General features: G+C 65.0%; 15 protein-coding genes. 10 read left to right on the plus strand and 5 right to left on the minus strand.

Translation table 11 applies throughout. The features are described 5' to 3' along the window. Nucleotides 1-160 precede the first annotated feature (160 nt). Complete coding sequence (holA, locus tag V6M49_RS12035; protein WP_332761244.1) at nt 161-1,177, plus strand: DNA polymerase III subunit delta; 1,017 nt, start codon at nt 161-163, stop codon at nt 1,175-1,177. 120 nt (nt 1,178-1,297) lie between these two features. On the opposite strand, the gene rpsT is transcribed toward holA, so the two are convergent. Beyond that, nucleotides 1,298-1,558 (minus strand): 30S ribosomal protein S20, encoded by a 261-nt coding sequence (gene rpsT, locus V6M49_RS12040; protein ID WP_056340153.1) that lies wholly within the window; start codon nt 1,556-1,558, stop codon nt 1,298-1,300. A gap of 168 nt (nt 1,559-1,726) precedes the next feature. Further along, entirely contained in the window at nt 1,727-2,275 is a 549-nt protein-coding gene (locus V6M49_RS12045) for a type II toxin-antitoxin system PemK/MazF family toxin (RefSeq protein WP_332761245.1), read from the minus strand. A gap of 162 nt (nt 2,276-2,437) precedes the next feature. On the opposite strand from V6M49_RS12045, the gene lepA reads away from it, so the two are divergent. Together lepA and hemW are read left to right on the plus strand one after the other, a co-directional pair. Next, on the plus strand, nt 2,438-4,291 hold the full coding sequence (lepA, locus tag V6M49_RS12050) for a translation elongation factor 4 (protein WP_210412301.1): 1,854 nt from the start codon (nt 2,438-2,440) through the stop codon (nt 4,289-4,291). Between the two features lie 36 nt (nt 4,292-4,327). Next, a complete protein-coding gene (gene hemW, locus V6M49_RS12055) occupies nt 4,328-5,557 on the plus strand; it encodes a radical SAM family heme chaperone HemW (protein ID WP_332761246.1) in 1,230 nt (409 codons plus the stop codon). A gap of 79 nt (nt 5,558-5,636) precedes the next feature. Here hemW and V6M49_RS12060 read toward each other — a convergent pair whose 3' ends face one another. Both V6M49_RS12060 and V6M49_RS12065 read right to left on the minus strand, forming a co-directional pair. Next, entirely contained in the window at nt 5,637-6,056 is a 420-nt protein-coding gene (locus V6M49_RS12060; protein WP_104060700.1) for a DUF4870 domain-containing protein, read from the minus strand. Nucleotides 6,057-6,183: 127 nt separating this feature from the next. Beyond that, nucleotides 6,184-7,032, minus strand: a complete 849-nt coding sequence (locus V6M49_RS12065; protein ID WP_141140665.1) for a DUF3097 domain-containing protein — start codon at nt 7,030-7,032, stop codon at nt 6,184-6,186. Nucleotides 7,033-7,179: 147 nt separating this feature from the next. Between V6M49_RS12065 and hrcA the strand changes: the two genes are divergently transcribed. The 3 genes from hrcA (at nt 7,180) to V6M49_RS12080 (ending at nt 10,183) form a co-directional block, all read left to right on the plus strand. Beyond that, nucleotides 7,180-8,193, plus strand: coding sequence for a heat-inducible transcriptional repressor HrcA (gene hrcA, locus V6M49_RS12070; RefSeq protein ID WP_104060698.1), 1,014 nt, complete (start codon nt 7,180-7,182; stop codon nt 8,191-8,193). 77 nt (nt 8,194-8,270) lie between these two features. Further along, nucleotides 8,271-9,398, plus strand: a complete 1,128-nt coding sequence (dnaJ, locus tag V6M49_RS12075; RefSeq protein WP_104060697.1) for a molecular chaperone DnaJ — start codon at nt 8,271-8,273, stop codon at nt 9,396-9,398. Nucleotides 9,399-9,400: 2 nt separating this feature from the next. Then, nucleotides 9,401-10,183: a 16S rRNA (uracil(1498)-N(3))-methyltransferase gene (locus V6M49_RS12080; protein ID WP_141140664.1), complete on the plus strand. Its 783-nt coding sequence runs from the start codon at nt 9,401-9,403 to the stop codon at nt 10,181-10,183. A gap of 21 nt (nt 10,184-10,204) precedes the next feature. Here the strand turns inward: V6M49_RS12080 and V6M49_RS12085 are convergent, their stop codons facing one another. Then, a complete protein-coding gene (locus V6M49_RS12085; protein WP_442959721.1) occupies nt 10,205-11,161 on the minus strand; it encodes a GerMN domain-containing protein in 957 nt (318 codons plus the stop codon). A 371-nt stretch (nt 11,162-11,532) separates the two neighbouring features. Between V6M49_RS12085 and V6M49_RS12090 the strand changes: the two genes are divergently transcribed. Genes V6M49_RS12090 through era form a run of 4 tightly spaced genes read left to right on the plus strand, consistent with a single transcriptional unit; the run spans nt 11,533 to nt 15,374 of the window. Then, on the plus strand, nt 11,533-12,618 hold the full coding sequence (locus V6M49_RS12090; RefSeq protein ID WP_141140662.1) for a PhoH family protein: 1,086 nt from the start codon (nt 11,533-11,535) through the stop codon (nt 12,616-12,618). Beyond that, nucleotides 12,615-13,088: an rRNA maturation RNase YbeY gene (gene ybeY / locus V6M49_RS12095; protein WP_141140661.1), complete on the plus strand. Its 474-nt coding sequence runs from the start codon at nt 12,615-12,617 to the stop codon at nt 13,086-13,088. The genes V6M49_RS12090 and ybeY overlap by 4 nt, the downstream gene beginning before the upstream one ends. Next, entirely contained in the window at nt 13,085-14,416 is a 1,332-nt protein-coding gene (locus tag V6M49_RS12100) for a hemolysin family protein (protein WP_141140660.1), read from the plus strand. The genes ybeY and V6M49_RS12100 overlap by 4 nt, the downstream gene beginning before the upstream one ends. Beyond that, entirely contained in the window at nt 14,400-15,374 is a 975-nt protein-coding gene (era, locus tag V6M49_RS12105) for a GTPase Era (protein ID WP_056340115.1), read from the plus strand. The genes V6M49_RS12100 and era overlap by 17 nt, the downstream gene beginning before the upstream one ends. Nucleotides 15,375-15,468: the final 94 nt, after the last annotated feature.

Raw genomic sequence — 15,468 nt, forward strand, 5'->3', positions numbered from 1 at the left:
ACCTCCTGGAACGGCAGCTGGGGGCCACGTTGGCCCGGTGCTGGCCGGCGCGGTGCTGGCCGGACCGGCGCGGGCCAGGCCAGCGTGGCCCCGGCTTGGTGGCGGCGGCCCACCGTGGCAGGCTTAGACACTGCACCAGAATTTCCGGGAGGAATCCACCATGGCCGCAGCCCAGACCACACGAACCAGGACTCCGGCGTCCAACACGGCCACCTGGCGGGACGTGACGCCTGCCGAAATCGTCCTGGTGGGCGGACCGGAGGAATACCTAGGCATCCGTGCCATGGACCATGTCCGCGCCCAGGTGCGGACGGCGTTTCCCGACGTGGAAGTCAGCCGCCTCACGGCCGGAACGTACGAAGCCGGGACCCTCGCCATGCAAGTCAGCCCCTCACTCTTCGGTGAGCGCAAACTGATCGAAGTCGAAGGCGTTGAAGCCATGAACGATGCCTTCCTGGCCGACGCACTGACCTATCTGGCCCGCCCGGAGCCGGATGCGGTGCTCGTCCTGCGCCACGCCGGGGGAGTCCGCGGCAAGAAGCTCCTCGATGCCGTCAAGGCCGGCGGTTGGCCGGTAGTTGACTGCCAGCCCCTGAAGAAGGATGCGGATAAGGCCACTTTCGTGGCAACGGAATTCAGGGCCGCCGGACGCAAGATCAGCTCGGACGCCGTGCAGACGCTGGTTAATGCCGTCGGCGCCAACCTTTCGGAGCTCGCGGCGGCGTGCAGCCAGCTGATCGCGGATGCCACGGGAGCAGTGACCCCGGAGTTGGTGGACCGCTACTACGGTGGCCGGATCGAGGCCACGGCCTTCAAGGTCGCGGACGCTGCCATGGCCGGAAACGGTCCAGTGGCGCTGTCCACCCTTCGCCACGCGCTGGCCACCGGGGCTGATCCGGTTCCGCTGGTTGCCGCGCTGGCAGCCAAGCTGCGGACGGTGGCCAAAGTAGCCGGCGCCCAGGGATCCCCGGCGCAGATCGCCCGGGAACTGGGCATGCAGCCCTGGCTCGTGGAGCAGGCCCAGCGCGATGTGCGCCGCTGGACCCCGGAGGGTCTGGTCCGCTCCATCCAGGCCACCGCCGAGGCCGATGCCCAGGTCAAGGGCCTTTCGCGTGATCCCGTCTATGCCGTTGAACATGCGGTGACCGTCATCGCAACCTCTGTGCGCGGGCACTGACGTCAGCTGACCGGGCCTGCGGTAGGTGGCTCTGGCGCAGAGACGCTGGCGGCTTAAAGATGTGTGGCCGGCACCCATCGGGTGCCGGCCACAATCATCAGTTCAGGTGAACTGGAAACCTTACAGCGCGTTGACCTTCTTGGAGATGGCCGACTTGCGGTTTGCTGCGTTGTTCTTGTGCAGAACACCCTTGCTGACAGCCTTGTCCAGCTTGCGGCCGGCAACAAGCAGGGCAGCGGCAGCTGCATCCTTGTCGGTGGACTCAACGGCGGTGTTGACGGCGCGGATGGCCGTCTTCAGCTCAGACTTGACTGCGTTGTTGCGCAGGCGAGCCTTCTCGTTGGTAAGGATGCGCTTCTTCTGGGACTTGATATTAGCCACGTGTGAACTCTCTTTTTAATGCGGAAATGGTCTAGAGGGCTTTCAGATTGGCCATTGACTGAGCGGCGTGGGGATACCTATGGCGGCCAACCATCAGTGGCCGTCGACCTGCACGGACACACAGCTATACAGAATAGCAGACCCCCCGGAAGCTGGCCATTTGGCGGGCTATTTCCAGCCGTGTCGGCGCCGTATGCCTGCAGCCACCAGATCGAAGCGTTTCCGGTCCAGAACTGCACCTTCGCGCCGGATGGCGTCCGGGCTGATCTGCAGGATCCGTCCAAGGTTTGCCTCGCTGGGCCGCTGCTGGCGGTCCCAACTGCCAGTTCCGATGTCCACGTAGTCTCCGGATCCGTTGCCGGCATGGTCATGGTCCCTGCTGGTGAGCATTACCCCCAGCAGGTACCGTCCGCTCTTGCCCACCAGCAGAACCGGACGGTCTTTGCCCCGGGTGTGGTCCTCCTCATACGGCACCCAAGTCCACACAATCTCGCCGGGGTCGGGACTGCCGTCGGGCTGCGGCGCGTACCGGATGGACGCCGCGCCGGCAAAGTCGCCAGGATAGACGCCGTGCGGGGCCGGCCTCACCGGCGCCGCCTGGCGGGCCGGTGCAGGCGTGTACGGTCCGGCAGATCGGGTTGCACCGGTACGGAACTTCTGCAGGACCCTGACGGACGTCCGGACAGCGTTGGCCAAGGAGCGGAGGTTGATAGGCATGGGCCAAGACTATCGCCGGGCCACCGTGCCGGGTTTGACCTGAATGCAATACGATGCGCCCGGACGTGGGAGACTGGAGGTTCCAAATGTGCGGTCCAGCCGCAGGGTGCCTCCGGTGCGTCCTGGCGGGGGTCGCACGAATGTCAACAGTAAGGACCCTGCGTGTCTCCCATGGCCCGCACCGCCCCGGTGCCCGCCGCGACTGATCCGGCCATCATTCGGAATTTCTGCATCATCGCGCACATTGACCACGGTAAATCAACCCTGGCTGACCGCATGCTGCAGTTCACCGGGGTGGTTAAGTCCCGCGATATGAAGGCCCAGTACCTGGATCGCATGGACATCGAGCGCGAACGCGGTATCACCATTAAGTCCCAGGCGGTCCGCATGCCCTGGGAACTCGACGGGACCAGCTACGCGCTGAACATGATCGACACCCCCGGCCACGTGGACTTCACCTACGAAGTGTCCCGTTCGCTGGCGGCCTGCGAAGGCGCAGTGCTGCTCGTTGACGCGGCGCAGGGCATTGAGGCCCAGACCCTCGCGAACCTGTACCTGGCGATGGAAAACAACCTCACCATCATCCCGGTACTGAACAAGATCGACCTCCCGGCAGCCCAGCCTGAGAAGTACGCGGCCGAACTGGCCAGCCTGATCGGCGGCGACCCCGACGACGTGCTCCGCGTCTCTGGCAAGACCGGCATGGGCGTCGAGGTCCTGCTGGACAAGATCGTCCGCGATCTGCCGGCCCCCGTAGGGGACCCGAACGCCCCCGCGCGCGCCATGATCTTCGACTCGGTCTACGACACGTACCGCGGTGTGGTTACCTACGTCCGTGTGGTTGACGGCATGCTCCACCCCCGTGAACGCATCCAGATGATGTCCACCCGGGCCACCCACGAACTCCTCGAGATCGGGGTGAGCTCCCCGGAGCCCACCCCCTCCCAGGGTCTCGGGGTTGGCGAAGTGGGCTACCTCATCACCGGTGTGAAGGACGTCCGCCTGTCCAAGGTCGGCGACACCGTCACCAACCTCGCCAAGCCTGCCACGGCCTCCCTTCCCGGCTACGCCGATGCCAAGCCGATGGTCTTCTCCGGCCTGTATCCGCTGGACGGCACGGACTACCCGGTGCTCCGCGATGCGCTGGAGAAGCTGATGCTCAACGACGCCGCCCTGGTGTACGAGCCCGAAACGTCGGCCGCGCTCGGCTTCGGCTTCCGCGTCGGCTTCCTCGGCCTGCTTCACCTTGAAATCACCAGGGAGCGGCTCGAACGCGAATACAATCTTGACCTGATCTCCACCGCCCCCAACGTGGAGTATGAAGTGACGCTGGAGGACAAGAAGGTGGTCCATGTGACCAACCCCAGCGAATACCCTTCCGGCAAGATCGCAGAGGTCCGCGAGCCGATGGTGGCTGCCACCATCCTGGCGCCGAATGAGTTTGTGGGCGCCATCATGGAGCTCTGCCAGAGCCGCCGCGGTGTTATCGGCGGCATGGACTACCTGTCCGAGGACAGGGTCGAAATCCGCTACCGGCTGCCGCTCGCTGAGATCGTGTTCGATTTCTTTGACATCCTCAAATCCAAGACCCGGGGCTACGGTTCGCTGGACTGGAAAGCCGACGGCGAGCAGGTGGCCGACCTGGTCAAGGTGGACATCATGCTCCAGGGCGAACAGGTGGATGCCTTCTCCGCCATCACGCACCGCGAGAAGGCCTATGCCTACGGTGTGATGATGACCGGCAAACTGCGCGAGCTCATTCCCCGCCAGCAGTTCGAAGTGCCCATCCAGGCTGCCATCGGCTCCAGGATCATCGCCAGGGAAAGCATCCGCGCCATCCGCAAGGACGTTCTGGCCAAGTGCTACGGCGGCGACATTTCCCGGAAGCGCAAGCTGCTGGAGAAGCAGAAGGAAGGCAAAAAGCGCATGAAGATGGTGGGCCGCGTTGAGGTCCCCCAGGAAGCCTTCATCGCTGCGCTGACCACCGACGAGTCCAAGGACAAGGCCAAGAAGTAGTGATGACAGTGGCCGGCAACACCGGAGGCCCCTGCAATGCCTAGCATTCTTCCGCTCGGCGACCCCGCGCCGTCGGACGGTCTGCTGCCCGCCCAGGCAGTGGCCGGTTCCGCGGACCGGGCTTTCGGGCTGTACGTGCACATCCCGTTCTGCGCTGTTCGTTGCGGATACTGCGACTTCAACACCTACACGGCCACCGAACTGGGCGGCGGAGCGTCACAGGACGCGTACGCCACCACGGCCGTGTCCGAAGTCGACTTTGCCGCCACAGTCCTGCGGCACTCGGGTCTCCCGGACCGTCCGCTGAGCACAGTCTTCTTCGGCGGCGGCACTCCCACGCTGCTCCCGGCGGAAGACCTCGCACGGATCCTGACGGCCGCCGTCGGGCACTGGGGCCTGGAACCCGGCGCCGAAGTGACCACCGAAGCAAACCCGGACTCGGTCACCCCGGCATCCCTTCAGGTTCTGGCCGATGCCGGCTTCACCCGGGTTTCCTTCGGCATGCAGTCTGCCGTTCCCCATGTCCTGAAGGTCCTGGACCGCACGCACACGCCCAGCCGCGTGCCGCAGGTGGTGCAGTGGGCGCGCGATGCCGGACTGGCCGTGAGCCTGGACCTGATCTACGGGACACCGGGGGAGTCCCTGGAGGACTGGCGGTTCTCCCTGGAGACGGCCCTCTCCTACCAGCCTGACCACATCAGTGCCTACGCGCTGATCGTGGAAGACGGCACCAAGCTGGCAGCCCAGATCCGCCGTGGTGACGTCCCGGGAATCGACGACGACGACCACGCCGACAAATACGAACTCGCCGACCAGCTGATCGGCGCTGCAGGCCTCAGCTGGTACGAGGTCAGCAACTGGTCCCGGACGCCGGAGCAGGCATGCCGGCACAACCTCGCGTACTGGCGCGGGGACGACTGGTGGGGCATCGGGCCTGGTGCACATTCACACGTGGGCGGGGTGCGGTGGTGGAACGTCAAGCACCCCACGGCCTACGCCGGACGGCTCGCTCAGGGCCTGTCACCGGCGGCCGGGCGGGAAACGCTCGACGCCGAAACCCGCGACGTGGAGCGCGTGATGCTTGAGGCCCGGCTCGTGTCGGGACTGGCCACGTCAACGCTGGGCGAGCACGGCCGTCACGCCATGGCCGGGCTCATTGCCGACGGCCTGGTGGAGCCGCCGGCTGCCTTCCACGGCACGCTGGTATTAACCCTGAAGGGCCGCCTGCTGGCCGACGCCGTGGTCCGCAGGATCCTGCCGGACTGACGAATTAAAGCAACGCGGGGTCACTTCCTGCCCAATACAATGCGATTATCGGGCGTGTAGTGACCCCGCGTTGTGGCCGTTACTTGATCCAGCGCAGGTTGTACTGGTAACGGTGGGGCTGGCCCTTGTTGACATGGATACCTGCGGCCACGGAGAAGCAGGTCAGGGCAATCCAGATCAGGGTGGCGATGACGGCGAAGATGTTTCCGATCACCGGAATGAACACCAGGAGATTGGCCACCAGCGCCGCGATGGTGGGCGGCAGGCTGAAGTTCAGCGCTTCCTTGGATTCCTGGGCGGTGAACGGCCCGCGCTCACGGAAAATCAGGTATATCAACAGCGACGGAACGCAGCCGAGGATCCCGCCGAAGTGTGCCAGCGTGGCCCACTGGCGGTCTTCGCTGGCCGTCAGGGGCAGCGCATTAGCCGGAACGCCCTGGTACTCGGAACGGCCCTGGCCGCCGTGGTCGTCCCGGTGCTCGCGTGCGTTTTGTGCCACGGTTTTCTTCCTTCGAAAGTGCAATGGTGCTGGGTTGGAGAATGCCGGACTGAAGCAACTGCAGCCTCCGCAGTACCAAGAATACTGGTTCAGCCACCAAATGCTGCCGCCAGGAGCGGATCCGGTGTCAGGGCACCGTCAGGAAGTCGATGACTTCCTCCACCCTCCCGAGCAGTGACGCTTCCAGGTCCGCGTAACTGCGGACAGCGCCCAGCAGCTTTTGCCAGCCAAGCCCGATGTCTTCCTTGGTGGAGTGCGGCCAGCCGAACGCTGCCAGGATGCCGGTCTTCCAGTCCTGCCCGCGGGGCACCACCGGCCACTGTTCGATGCCCAGGACAGCAGGCCGGATGGCCTGCCACACGTCAACGTAAGGGTGCCCGACGATCAGGACGTTCCCGGCCGCACCGGGGGAGGCCATCACGGCAGCCGCGATGCGCCACTCCTTCGAGTCGGGCACCAGGTGGTCCACCAGGACCCCCAGCCGCCGTCCCGGACCGGGACCGAATGCGGCCACCGCCCCCGCCAGGTCATCAATGCCATGCAAAGGCTCGACGACGATGCCCTCTACGCGGAGATCGTCACCCCAGACTTTTTCCACGAGTTCGGCGTCGTGTTTTCCCTCCACCCAGATTCTGCTGGCTTTGGCCACCTGGGCACGCTGGCCGGCAACGCGGACCGAGCCGGACGCCGTCCGGCCGGCGGCCACGGGGGCGGCCTGCCGGGGCGCCGGGGGAACGAGCCGGATGGGCTGACCCTCCAGGAGGAACCCGAAGCCCAGCCGGAAGGACCGGGACTTGCCGCGCCGGTCTTCGAGGGCCACTACATGCATGCCGCCGGACTTCTCCACCCGGGTCACCGCTCCCACCCAGCCGGACTGGGCGTCTTCAAGAACCATGCCGCGTTCCACGGGAACCTCAGGCAGTTCGCTCTTGACGGGCGCGGTGATCTCCTGCGGACCCCAGTTCTGGTACTGCATGGATTGATTCCGCCTTGCCGCTAGATCCTGGCCCGGAATTTCGCCCGGAGCGGTACCAATGCTAACAACGGGGTGACTCATATTAGACTGTTAGCACTTGGGCATGTCGAGTGCTAACCCTGCAGTGACCACGGATGGAGGTGGAGTATGAGCGAGCCGCGCAAACTCGAAGTACTGCGCGCCATCGTGGAGGACTATGTGCACTCCCGCGAGCCAGTAGGTTCAAAAGCGCTCGTGGAACGCCACCACCTCGGCGTGTCCAGTGCCACCATCCGCAACGACATGGCGGCCTTGGAAGACGACGGCCTGATCACGGCCCCGCACACCAGCGCCGGACGGATCCCCACAGACAAAGGCTATCGGCTGTTTGTGGACCAGATTTCAGCGGTAAAGCCGCTTTCCCACGCGGAACGGCGTGCCATCCAGTCGCTGCTGGAGGGCGCCGACGATCTGGACGACGTCCTGGACAGGACCGTCAGGATGCTGTCGCAGCTGACCAACCAGGTCGCCGTAGTGCAGTATCCGCATCTGAGCCGCGCCACCATCCGCCACATCGAATTCGTCCTGCTCGCGCCCCGGCAGGTCCTGGTGGTCCTCATCGCCACCACCGGCAAGGTCGAACAGCGCGTGATCGACATCGGCCAGGACCTCGGCGACGACGCCATCGCCGCGCTGCGGACACACTTCCTCGGATCACTCGCGGGCATCTCGCTGAGCCGGCTGACCCCCTCGCTGCCCGGAGTCGTTTCGTCCGTCAGCCCGGGCCAGCGCGCGGCGGCCCAGGCCCTGGCCCACGGGCTGGAAACGCTCGCCCACAGCAGTCGCGAGGAACGCATGGTCATGGCCGGAACGGCGAACCTCGCCCGCTCCAATGTGGATTTTCCGCTCAGTATCGGACCGGTCCTGGAAGCGCTCGAGGAGCAGGTTGTCCTGCTGCGCCTCCTGAGCGACATGGCGCAGGATCCGAGGGGCGTGGCAGTCAGCATCGGGCGTGAAAACCCGTACGACGGACTAGCGGAAGCCTCCGTGGTGGCCACGGGCTACGGACCAGACAGCACTGCCAAGATCGGTGTGCTCGGCCCTACCCGGATGGACTACCCCACCACCATGGCCGCCGTCAGGGCAGTAGCCCGTTACCTTTCAAGAATTCTGGGTCCGTAACAGCATCACGGTCCAGGCACGAAGAGCAGTGCCGGCAGCACGCCTGCCGTCAGTACAACAAGGAAGAGATACGAACTTTGAGCAGCCACTACGACGTCCTCGGAGTCTCGCCGGAAGCCACCGGGGAAGAGATCAAGAAGGCCTACCGCAAGCTGGCCCGCACTCTCCACCCGGACGTAAACCCCGGGGACGATGCATCGGACCGCTTCAAGGCCGTGACCCATGCCTACGAGGTACTTTCGGACCCGCAAAAGCGCCGGATCTATGACACCACCGGCAATGAGAACGGCACCGACAACGGGTTCGGCGGCGGTGGATACTCCGGCCAGGGCTTCGCGTTCCAGGACATCTTCGACACGTTCTTCGGGGCCGGCGGCACCTCCGGCCCCGCTTCCCGGGTCCGCCGCGGCCAGGACGCGCTGATCAGTGTACGGATCGAACTCCGCGATGCCGTGTTCGGCGTCAACCGGAAACTCGAAGTGGACACAGCCGTCACCTGCCCCACCTGCAACGGGTCATGCTGCCGCGACGGCAGCCACCCTGTGCGCTGTGATATCTGCGGCGGCAGCGGCCAGGTCCAGCGCGCGGTGCGCTCCATCCTGGGCCAGGTCATGACGGCGGCCCCATGTGGCAGTTGCGAAGGCTTCGGGACGGTCATCAAGGACCCCTGCAACGAATGCAGCGGCCAGGGCCGCATCCGCAGCCGGCGGTCGCTCACCATCAAGGTGCCGGCCGGTGTTGCCACGGGCACCCGGATCCAGCTCTCCGGGCAGGGCGAAGCAGGCCCGGCCGGCGGACCGTCCGGGGACCTGTACGTGGAACTCCGGGTCAACAACGACGCCACGTACGCACGCGACGGTGACGACCTGCACGCAACGCTGCACATCCCGATGACTGCCGCCGCCCTAGGCACCGAGCTGTCACTGGAAACCTTTGACGGGCTGCAGGAAATCGACGTCAAGGCAGGGACGCAGTCAGGGGAGATCATCACGCTCCGTGGACTCGGCGTGACGCACCTGCGCGGTTACGGCCGCGGGGACCTGATGGTCCATCTGCAGGTGGAGACGCCGGCCAAGCTGGATGCCGCGCAGGAGGATCTCCTGCGGCAGCTGGCGAAGCTCCGGGGCGAGCAGTTCACGGAAGGCAAACTGGCTGCCAGCGGCGGCGTCTTTGCCAAGCTGCGGGACCGGTTCGGTAACCTGTAGCGGTGAGCAATCCCGTTTTCTTCAGCGGTGCCGGGTCGCTGGACGGTCTGGTGCCCGGTGCCCGTTTTGTCCTTCAAGGGCCGGAGGCACGCCACGCCGTGACCGTAAAACGGCTATCTCCCGGAGAGGCGGTGGACATTGCCGATGGCGCCGGAAGGCGGCTGACGGGAACTGTTGTGTCGGCGTCGCCCGCGGAGCTCACCGTGGAATGCTCCGCCCTCGTTGTGGAGGACCGGCCCGACATCCGGCTTGTGCTGGTGCAGGCCCTGGCCAAGGGGGACCGCGATGAACTGGCCGTGGAAACGGCAACCGAACTCGGGATTGATGCCGTAGTTCCCTGGCAGTCCGAGCGATCAATTGTCCGCTGGAAGGGTGAGCGCGCGGCCAAGGCCCACGCAAAATGGCAGTCCGTGGTCACTGCCGCCGCCAAGCAGGCACGCCGCGCCTGGATCCCCGAGGTGCGCGCCGCCGTCGAAACGCCAGGCCTTGCGGCGGCCGTGGCGGCAGCGGATCTGGCCGTAATCCTGCACGAAGACGCGGTCCGGCCGCTCCGGTCTGTCCTGGAATCATGGCAGGGCACCCAGGCTGACGGCGGACCCCGGGAAATTCTGCTCATCGTTGGTCCGGAGGGCGGAATCAGTCCCCGCGAAGTCACCCGGCTTTGCGACGCCGGCGCCGTGACGGCGCTCTTGGGACACCACGTCCTGAGGTCATCCACGGCCGGACCGGCAGCGGTTGTTCTGGCGAGTGATGTACTGGGACGCTGGACAGCACCGGTATCCTGAGGCCGACTGCTGCGCGGGCTGTTACCGGACGTTGAAGTTCCGCGTATCCACATTCAGCTCCTGGCTGGTGCCGGCCGCATCCACCTGCGAAACGCGGAGCTCGTAACTCCCCGAGGACAGGCTAAGGGCAAGCGTAAAGACTCCGGACTGGGCGGCTTCGGCAGCTGCAGTGGTCTCCCCGGTCAGGTAGGGCGCCTTGTTCCCGTTCGCTTCGGCCCGCAGGATCTGCCAGCGGAGTTTACCGCCCGGAACCGTGCTGCGGCCGGTGATCTTGACGCTTCCGCCGGCCAAATCAGTCCCTTCCTGCGGATCGATGATCCACACGGGCGCCACCATTCCGGCAGCTCGGGACATGGGGTCGCCAAGCTGGACGTGGTCGAAGGCAACGTAATCGGTGTGGCTATCCACCAGGATCCTGACCTGGATCTGCTGGCCGGAATCGATCAGGCCGGAACTCGCGGCCGCTGCCGTAGCGGTAAAGACCAGTTGCTGAATGGCGCGGCCGGCCATGTCGGCGTCGAGATTGCTGTTAAAGGCATCCTCCGAGACGTCGACGGTAATGACGTTCTTGCCGGAGATGGACGAGGCGAGTTTTTCGGGATCCTGCCAGGGCGTGAAGAAATCCGGGTCCAGCGGCTTCTCGGACATCATGGCCCGCAGGGCGCGGGTCACTGGATTCTCCTGCTCCGGCACGTCCCGGAACTCCCGGTATAGGAACACGTTGCTGTTGCTTCGGCCAATCCAGTAGACCGGGGCCTTATTCGAGGACTGTGTGGTTTCCAGGGGCGCGCTGGTGGAAGGTGCCCCCGGGGAGCCGGTGGCGGCAGCACTGGAGTTTGCCGTCAGGTTGGGCTCAGGGCTGGGGTCCGCGATACAACCGGTGAGAAGGAGGAATGCTGGCAGCAGGCCCAGGAAACGTTGCGGACGAAAACGCGGCGCGACGCGCCTGGCACTGAGGGGGGTCGCTGTTTCCGGCACTCTCGTGGCCTGTCCTTTCCGGCTGTGAAATGGCGAGGCCTGGGCCCCGTGAGCCGGTCCCCGGACGGCTATGATTTCCAGCATCGCATAGCCAGCTCCGCCAGAAAGACCGAATCCGGGCTGCCGGCCCAACTGCAACGGGAACGATATGAGCCCGATATGAAGTTGATACCTAATGACGCCAACCGTCCCGCAGTATGCCGGTGACGGGCACCCTCGCCGGGGACCGCCTGACGCTGCCGGGAGGTGCCTCCTGGCGTAAGATGGAAGGACTCCGCTGGCTCCTGCATGCTCGGCAACAGCCCCCACGCAGCAGCCGGCGCACTTAATTTTTCGAACTGGAGGGGACCACGGGCCTGCGGGCCAGCACCATGACTGAATCAGCGAACGGAAAGCGCCGGCTCAATACTGACCGCGCCGCCGGAGAATTCCCCCATTCACTTCCCGGTGTCCGGACGGAGGTGGTTCTCTTTGACAACTCCGATCAGATGGTCCAATCGCTCGGCAGCCATGACGAGGCCCTGCGTTACATCGAAGAGCAGTTCCCGTCCGTTAACTTCCACGTCCGCGGAAACGAACTGTCCCTCAGCGGCCCTGCCAACGAAGTTCCCCGCATCATGCGGCTGCTGCATGAAGTGCGCGGCCTCGTGGCCCGTGGCACAGTCATCAGCCCCGCGGTGTTGCACCAGCTCGTCGCCTTGCTCCGCAGCCAGTCATTGCAGAACCCTGTGGACGTCCTCACCCATGACATCCTCTCCAGCAGGGGGAAGACCATACGGCCCAAGACGCTGAACCAGAAGAACTACGTGGACGCGATTGATGCGAACACGGTGATCTTCGGGATTGGCCCTGCAGGCACGGGTAAGACGTACCTCGCGATGGCCAAGGCCGTCCAGGCGCTGCAGCAGAAAGAAGTCAGCCGTATTATCCTGACCCGGCCCGCAGTCGAGGCCGGCGAGCGGCTGGGGTTCCTGCCGGGCACCCTGAGCGACAAGATCGATCCCTATCTGCGCCCGCTGTACGACGCGCTGCACGACATGATGGACCCCGAGTCCATCCCGCGCCTGATGGCCGCCGGGACCATCGAAGTGGCGCCGCTGGCTTACATGCGAGGACGCACGCTCAACGACGCCTTCATCATCCTGGACGAAGCGCAGAACACCACACCTGAACAGATGAAGATGTTCCTCACGCGTTTGGGTTTCGGGTCCAAAATGGTGGTCACCGGAGACGTCACCCAGGTGGACCTGCCCTTCGGCACACGCTCGGGGCTGCGGATCGTGGAGGAGATCCTGCAGGGGATCGAGGACGTAAACTTCACCCTCCTGGACGACACGGACGTGGTCCGCCACCGGCTTGTGGGCGACATCGTGCGTGCCTACAGTCTCTGGGACGATGTCCAGCGGAACAAAGTAAAACACTCGGTAAGCCGGGTAAAGCGGGGGGAAAGCGCGTGAGCATTGAAGTAAACAACGAATCCGGCATCCAGGTTGATGAAGCGGAGCTCGTAGCGCTGTCCCGGTACGTTTTTGAGCAGCTGTACATCCACCCGCAGGCTGAACTCTCCATTCTCCTGGTGGATGAACCCGCCATGGAAAAGCTCCACATCGAGCTTATGGACGAGCCGGGATCCACCGATGTGCTCTCGGTCCCCATGGACGAGCTGACCCCCGGCACGCCGGACCGGCCCACTCCCCAGGGGATGCTGGGTGACATCGCCGTCTGCCCCCAGGTGGCTCAGGTGCAGGCCGTCACTGCCGGGCACTCCCTGCAGGATGAGATGCTGCTGCTGACCACGCATGGGATCCTCCACCTGCTCGGCTATGACCACGCAGAGCCCGAGGAAAAGGAAGAAATGTTCGGCCTCCAGCGCCAGCTGCTTTCCGGCTTCACCGGCAAAGAAGCACCTGCCGAGACCACGCAGTGACGCCCCTGCTCCTTGTCGGCATGGCCCTGGCGTTCCTCGGTACCGCAGCACTCCTGACCGCAGCCGAAGCCGCGTTCACGTTCCTTTCCCGGCATGACGCCGAAGACGCCCTGCTGAAAAGCCGCGGAAACGCCATGAAGCGCATCCTGGCCCAGCCGGTGGCGCATATCCGGGCCCTACGGTTCTGGCGGGTCTGGTTCGAGATGGCTTCAGCCGTAGCGGTGGCCGTCCTGCTCCACAGCCTGCTGGACAACGTCTGGCTGGCCGGGCTGGCCGCCACTGGGATCATGGCCCTGCTTGGCTTCGTCATCGTCGGCGTTTCCCCGCGGCAGCTCGGCAGGCTGCATTCGGCCGCAGTCGTCCGCTCCACAGCGCCGCTGATCAGGTCACTGACGTGGGTCCTTGGACCCATCCCGGGGTGGCTCGTGGCGCTGGGCAGTGCCGCCGCTCCCGGCGCTCCGGCAGGTGATGACGCGTTCTTCAGCGAACAGGAATTCCGCGAACTTGTGGACCGCGCATCCGAATCGGACATGATCGAAGACACCGAAGCTGAAATGATCCAATCAGTCTTTGACTTCGGCGACACCCTGGTGCGCGCCGTGATGGTGCCCCGGACGGATATCCTCAGCATCGACGCCGGCTCCAGCCTCAGGCGGGCCATGTCAATGTTCCTGCGGTCGGGCTATTCACGGATCCCGGTGATCCGCGACAACACGGACCAGATCCTCGGAATCGTGTACCTCAAGGACGTTGCGGCGACGCTCCATGAGCTCGGACCCGACGACGAACCGCCCCCGGTCGAAGCCTTGGCCCGCGAGGTCCGGTACGTCCCGGAGTCCAAGCCGGTGAGCGATCTGCTGCGGGAACTGCAGAAGGAGTCAACACACGTTGCCATCGTGATCGACGAATACGGCGGCACGGCCGGCCTTGTCACCCTGGAGGACCTCATCGAGGAAATTGTCGGCGAAATCGTGGACGAGTATGACACCGAAAGCGCCGAGGCCGTGGCCCTGGGCGGCGGTTCCTACCGGGTGAGCGCCCGGATGAGCATCGACGACCTCGGAGAACTGTTCGACATAGAGCTCGACGACGACGAGGTTGACACTGTGGGCGGGCTGCTGGCCAAGGCCCTGGGCCGCGTTCCCATTGTGGGCAGCCGCGTGGAGGTGGGCGGCATCTCGCTGCTCGCCGAACGGCTCGAGGGCCGCCGCAACCGCGTCAGCCACATCATTGCCTCAGCAGTACCAAAAGCAGACACTGACCTTGAAGACCTCCTCGACGAGGCGAAAGCAACCCAGCAGGGAGTTCCACGTGAGCAAGAAAAGTAATCGTCCGGCCAACCCGGATTCGGCCGCCAAAGACTTCGGCGGCTACAGGGCAGGCTTTGCGGTCCTCGTGGGGCGGCCTAACGCGGGAAAATCAACCCTGACGAACGCACTGGTGGGCCAGAAGGTGGCGATCACCTCCGCCAAGCCGCAGACCACGCGCCACACCATCCGGGGGATCGTGCACCGCGATGACGCCCAGCTGATCCTGGTGGATACCCCGGGCCTGCACCGCCCGCGCACCCTGCTGGGAAAGCGGCTGAACGAACTCGTCGCCGACACCCTCGCCGAGGTCGACGCGATCGGCTTCTGCCTGCCCGCCAACGAGAAAATCGGCCCGGGCGACAAGTACATCGCCGCCCAGCTCGCCGCCATCGGCAATAAGCCGGTCATCGCGATCGTCACCAAGGCGGACACAGTGGACCGGCAGGCGCTCACCGAGCAGTTGCTCGCCGTCGCAGCACTGGGCCGGGATGTCATCGGCGAGGACGGCTGGAAGGACATCGTCCCCGTCTCCGCCACCGACGGCTTCCAGGTGGACACGCTCGCAGACGTCCTGATCAGCCACATGCCGGCGTCGCCGCCCCTTTATCCGGACGGTCACCTGACGGACGAACCCGAAGCCGTGATGATCGCCGAGCTCATCCGGGAAGCTGCCCTCGAAGGCGTCCGCGACGAACTGCCCCACTCCCTGGCCGTCGTCGTCGATGAAATTGTTCCGCGTGAGGGCCGGCCCGAAGACAGGCCCTTCCTCGACGTCCGCGTTAATCTCTATGTGGAACGTTCGTCCCAGAAGGCCATCATCATCGGCAAGGGCGGTGCACGGCTCCGCGAAGTCGGCACCAATGCACGCAAGGGGATCGAGGCGCTGCTCGGTGCCCGTATCTACCTTGACCTGCATGTGAAGGTGGCCAAGGACTGGCAGCGCGACCCGAAGCAGTTGGTCAAGCTTGGCTTCTGACGCTGCCTTTTCGCTTTACCCGGCCGGTCGTCGGGAAGTTCCCAGACTGGGCAACTAAAATAGGCCGGATTCAATTTTTTCGAGGAAGGTACAC

The sequence above is a fragment of the Pseudarthrobacter sp. genome (genome assembly GCF_036675385.1).
Classification (GTDB): domain Bacteria; phylum Actinomycetota; class Actinomycetes; order Actinomycetales; family Micrococcaceae; genus Arthrobacter.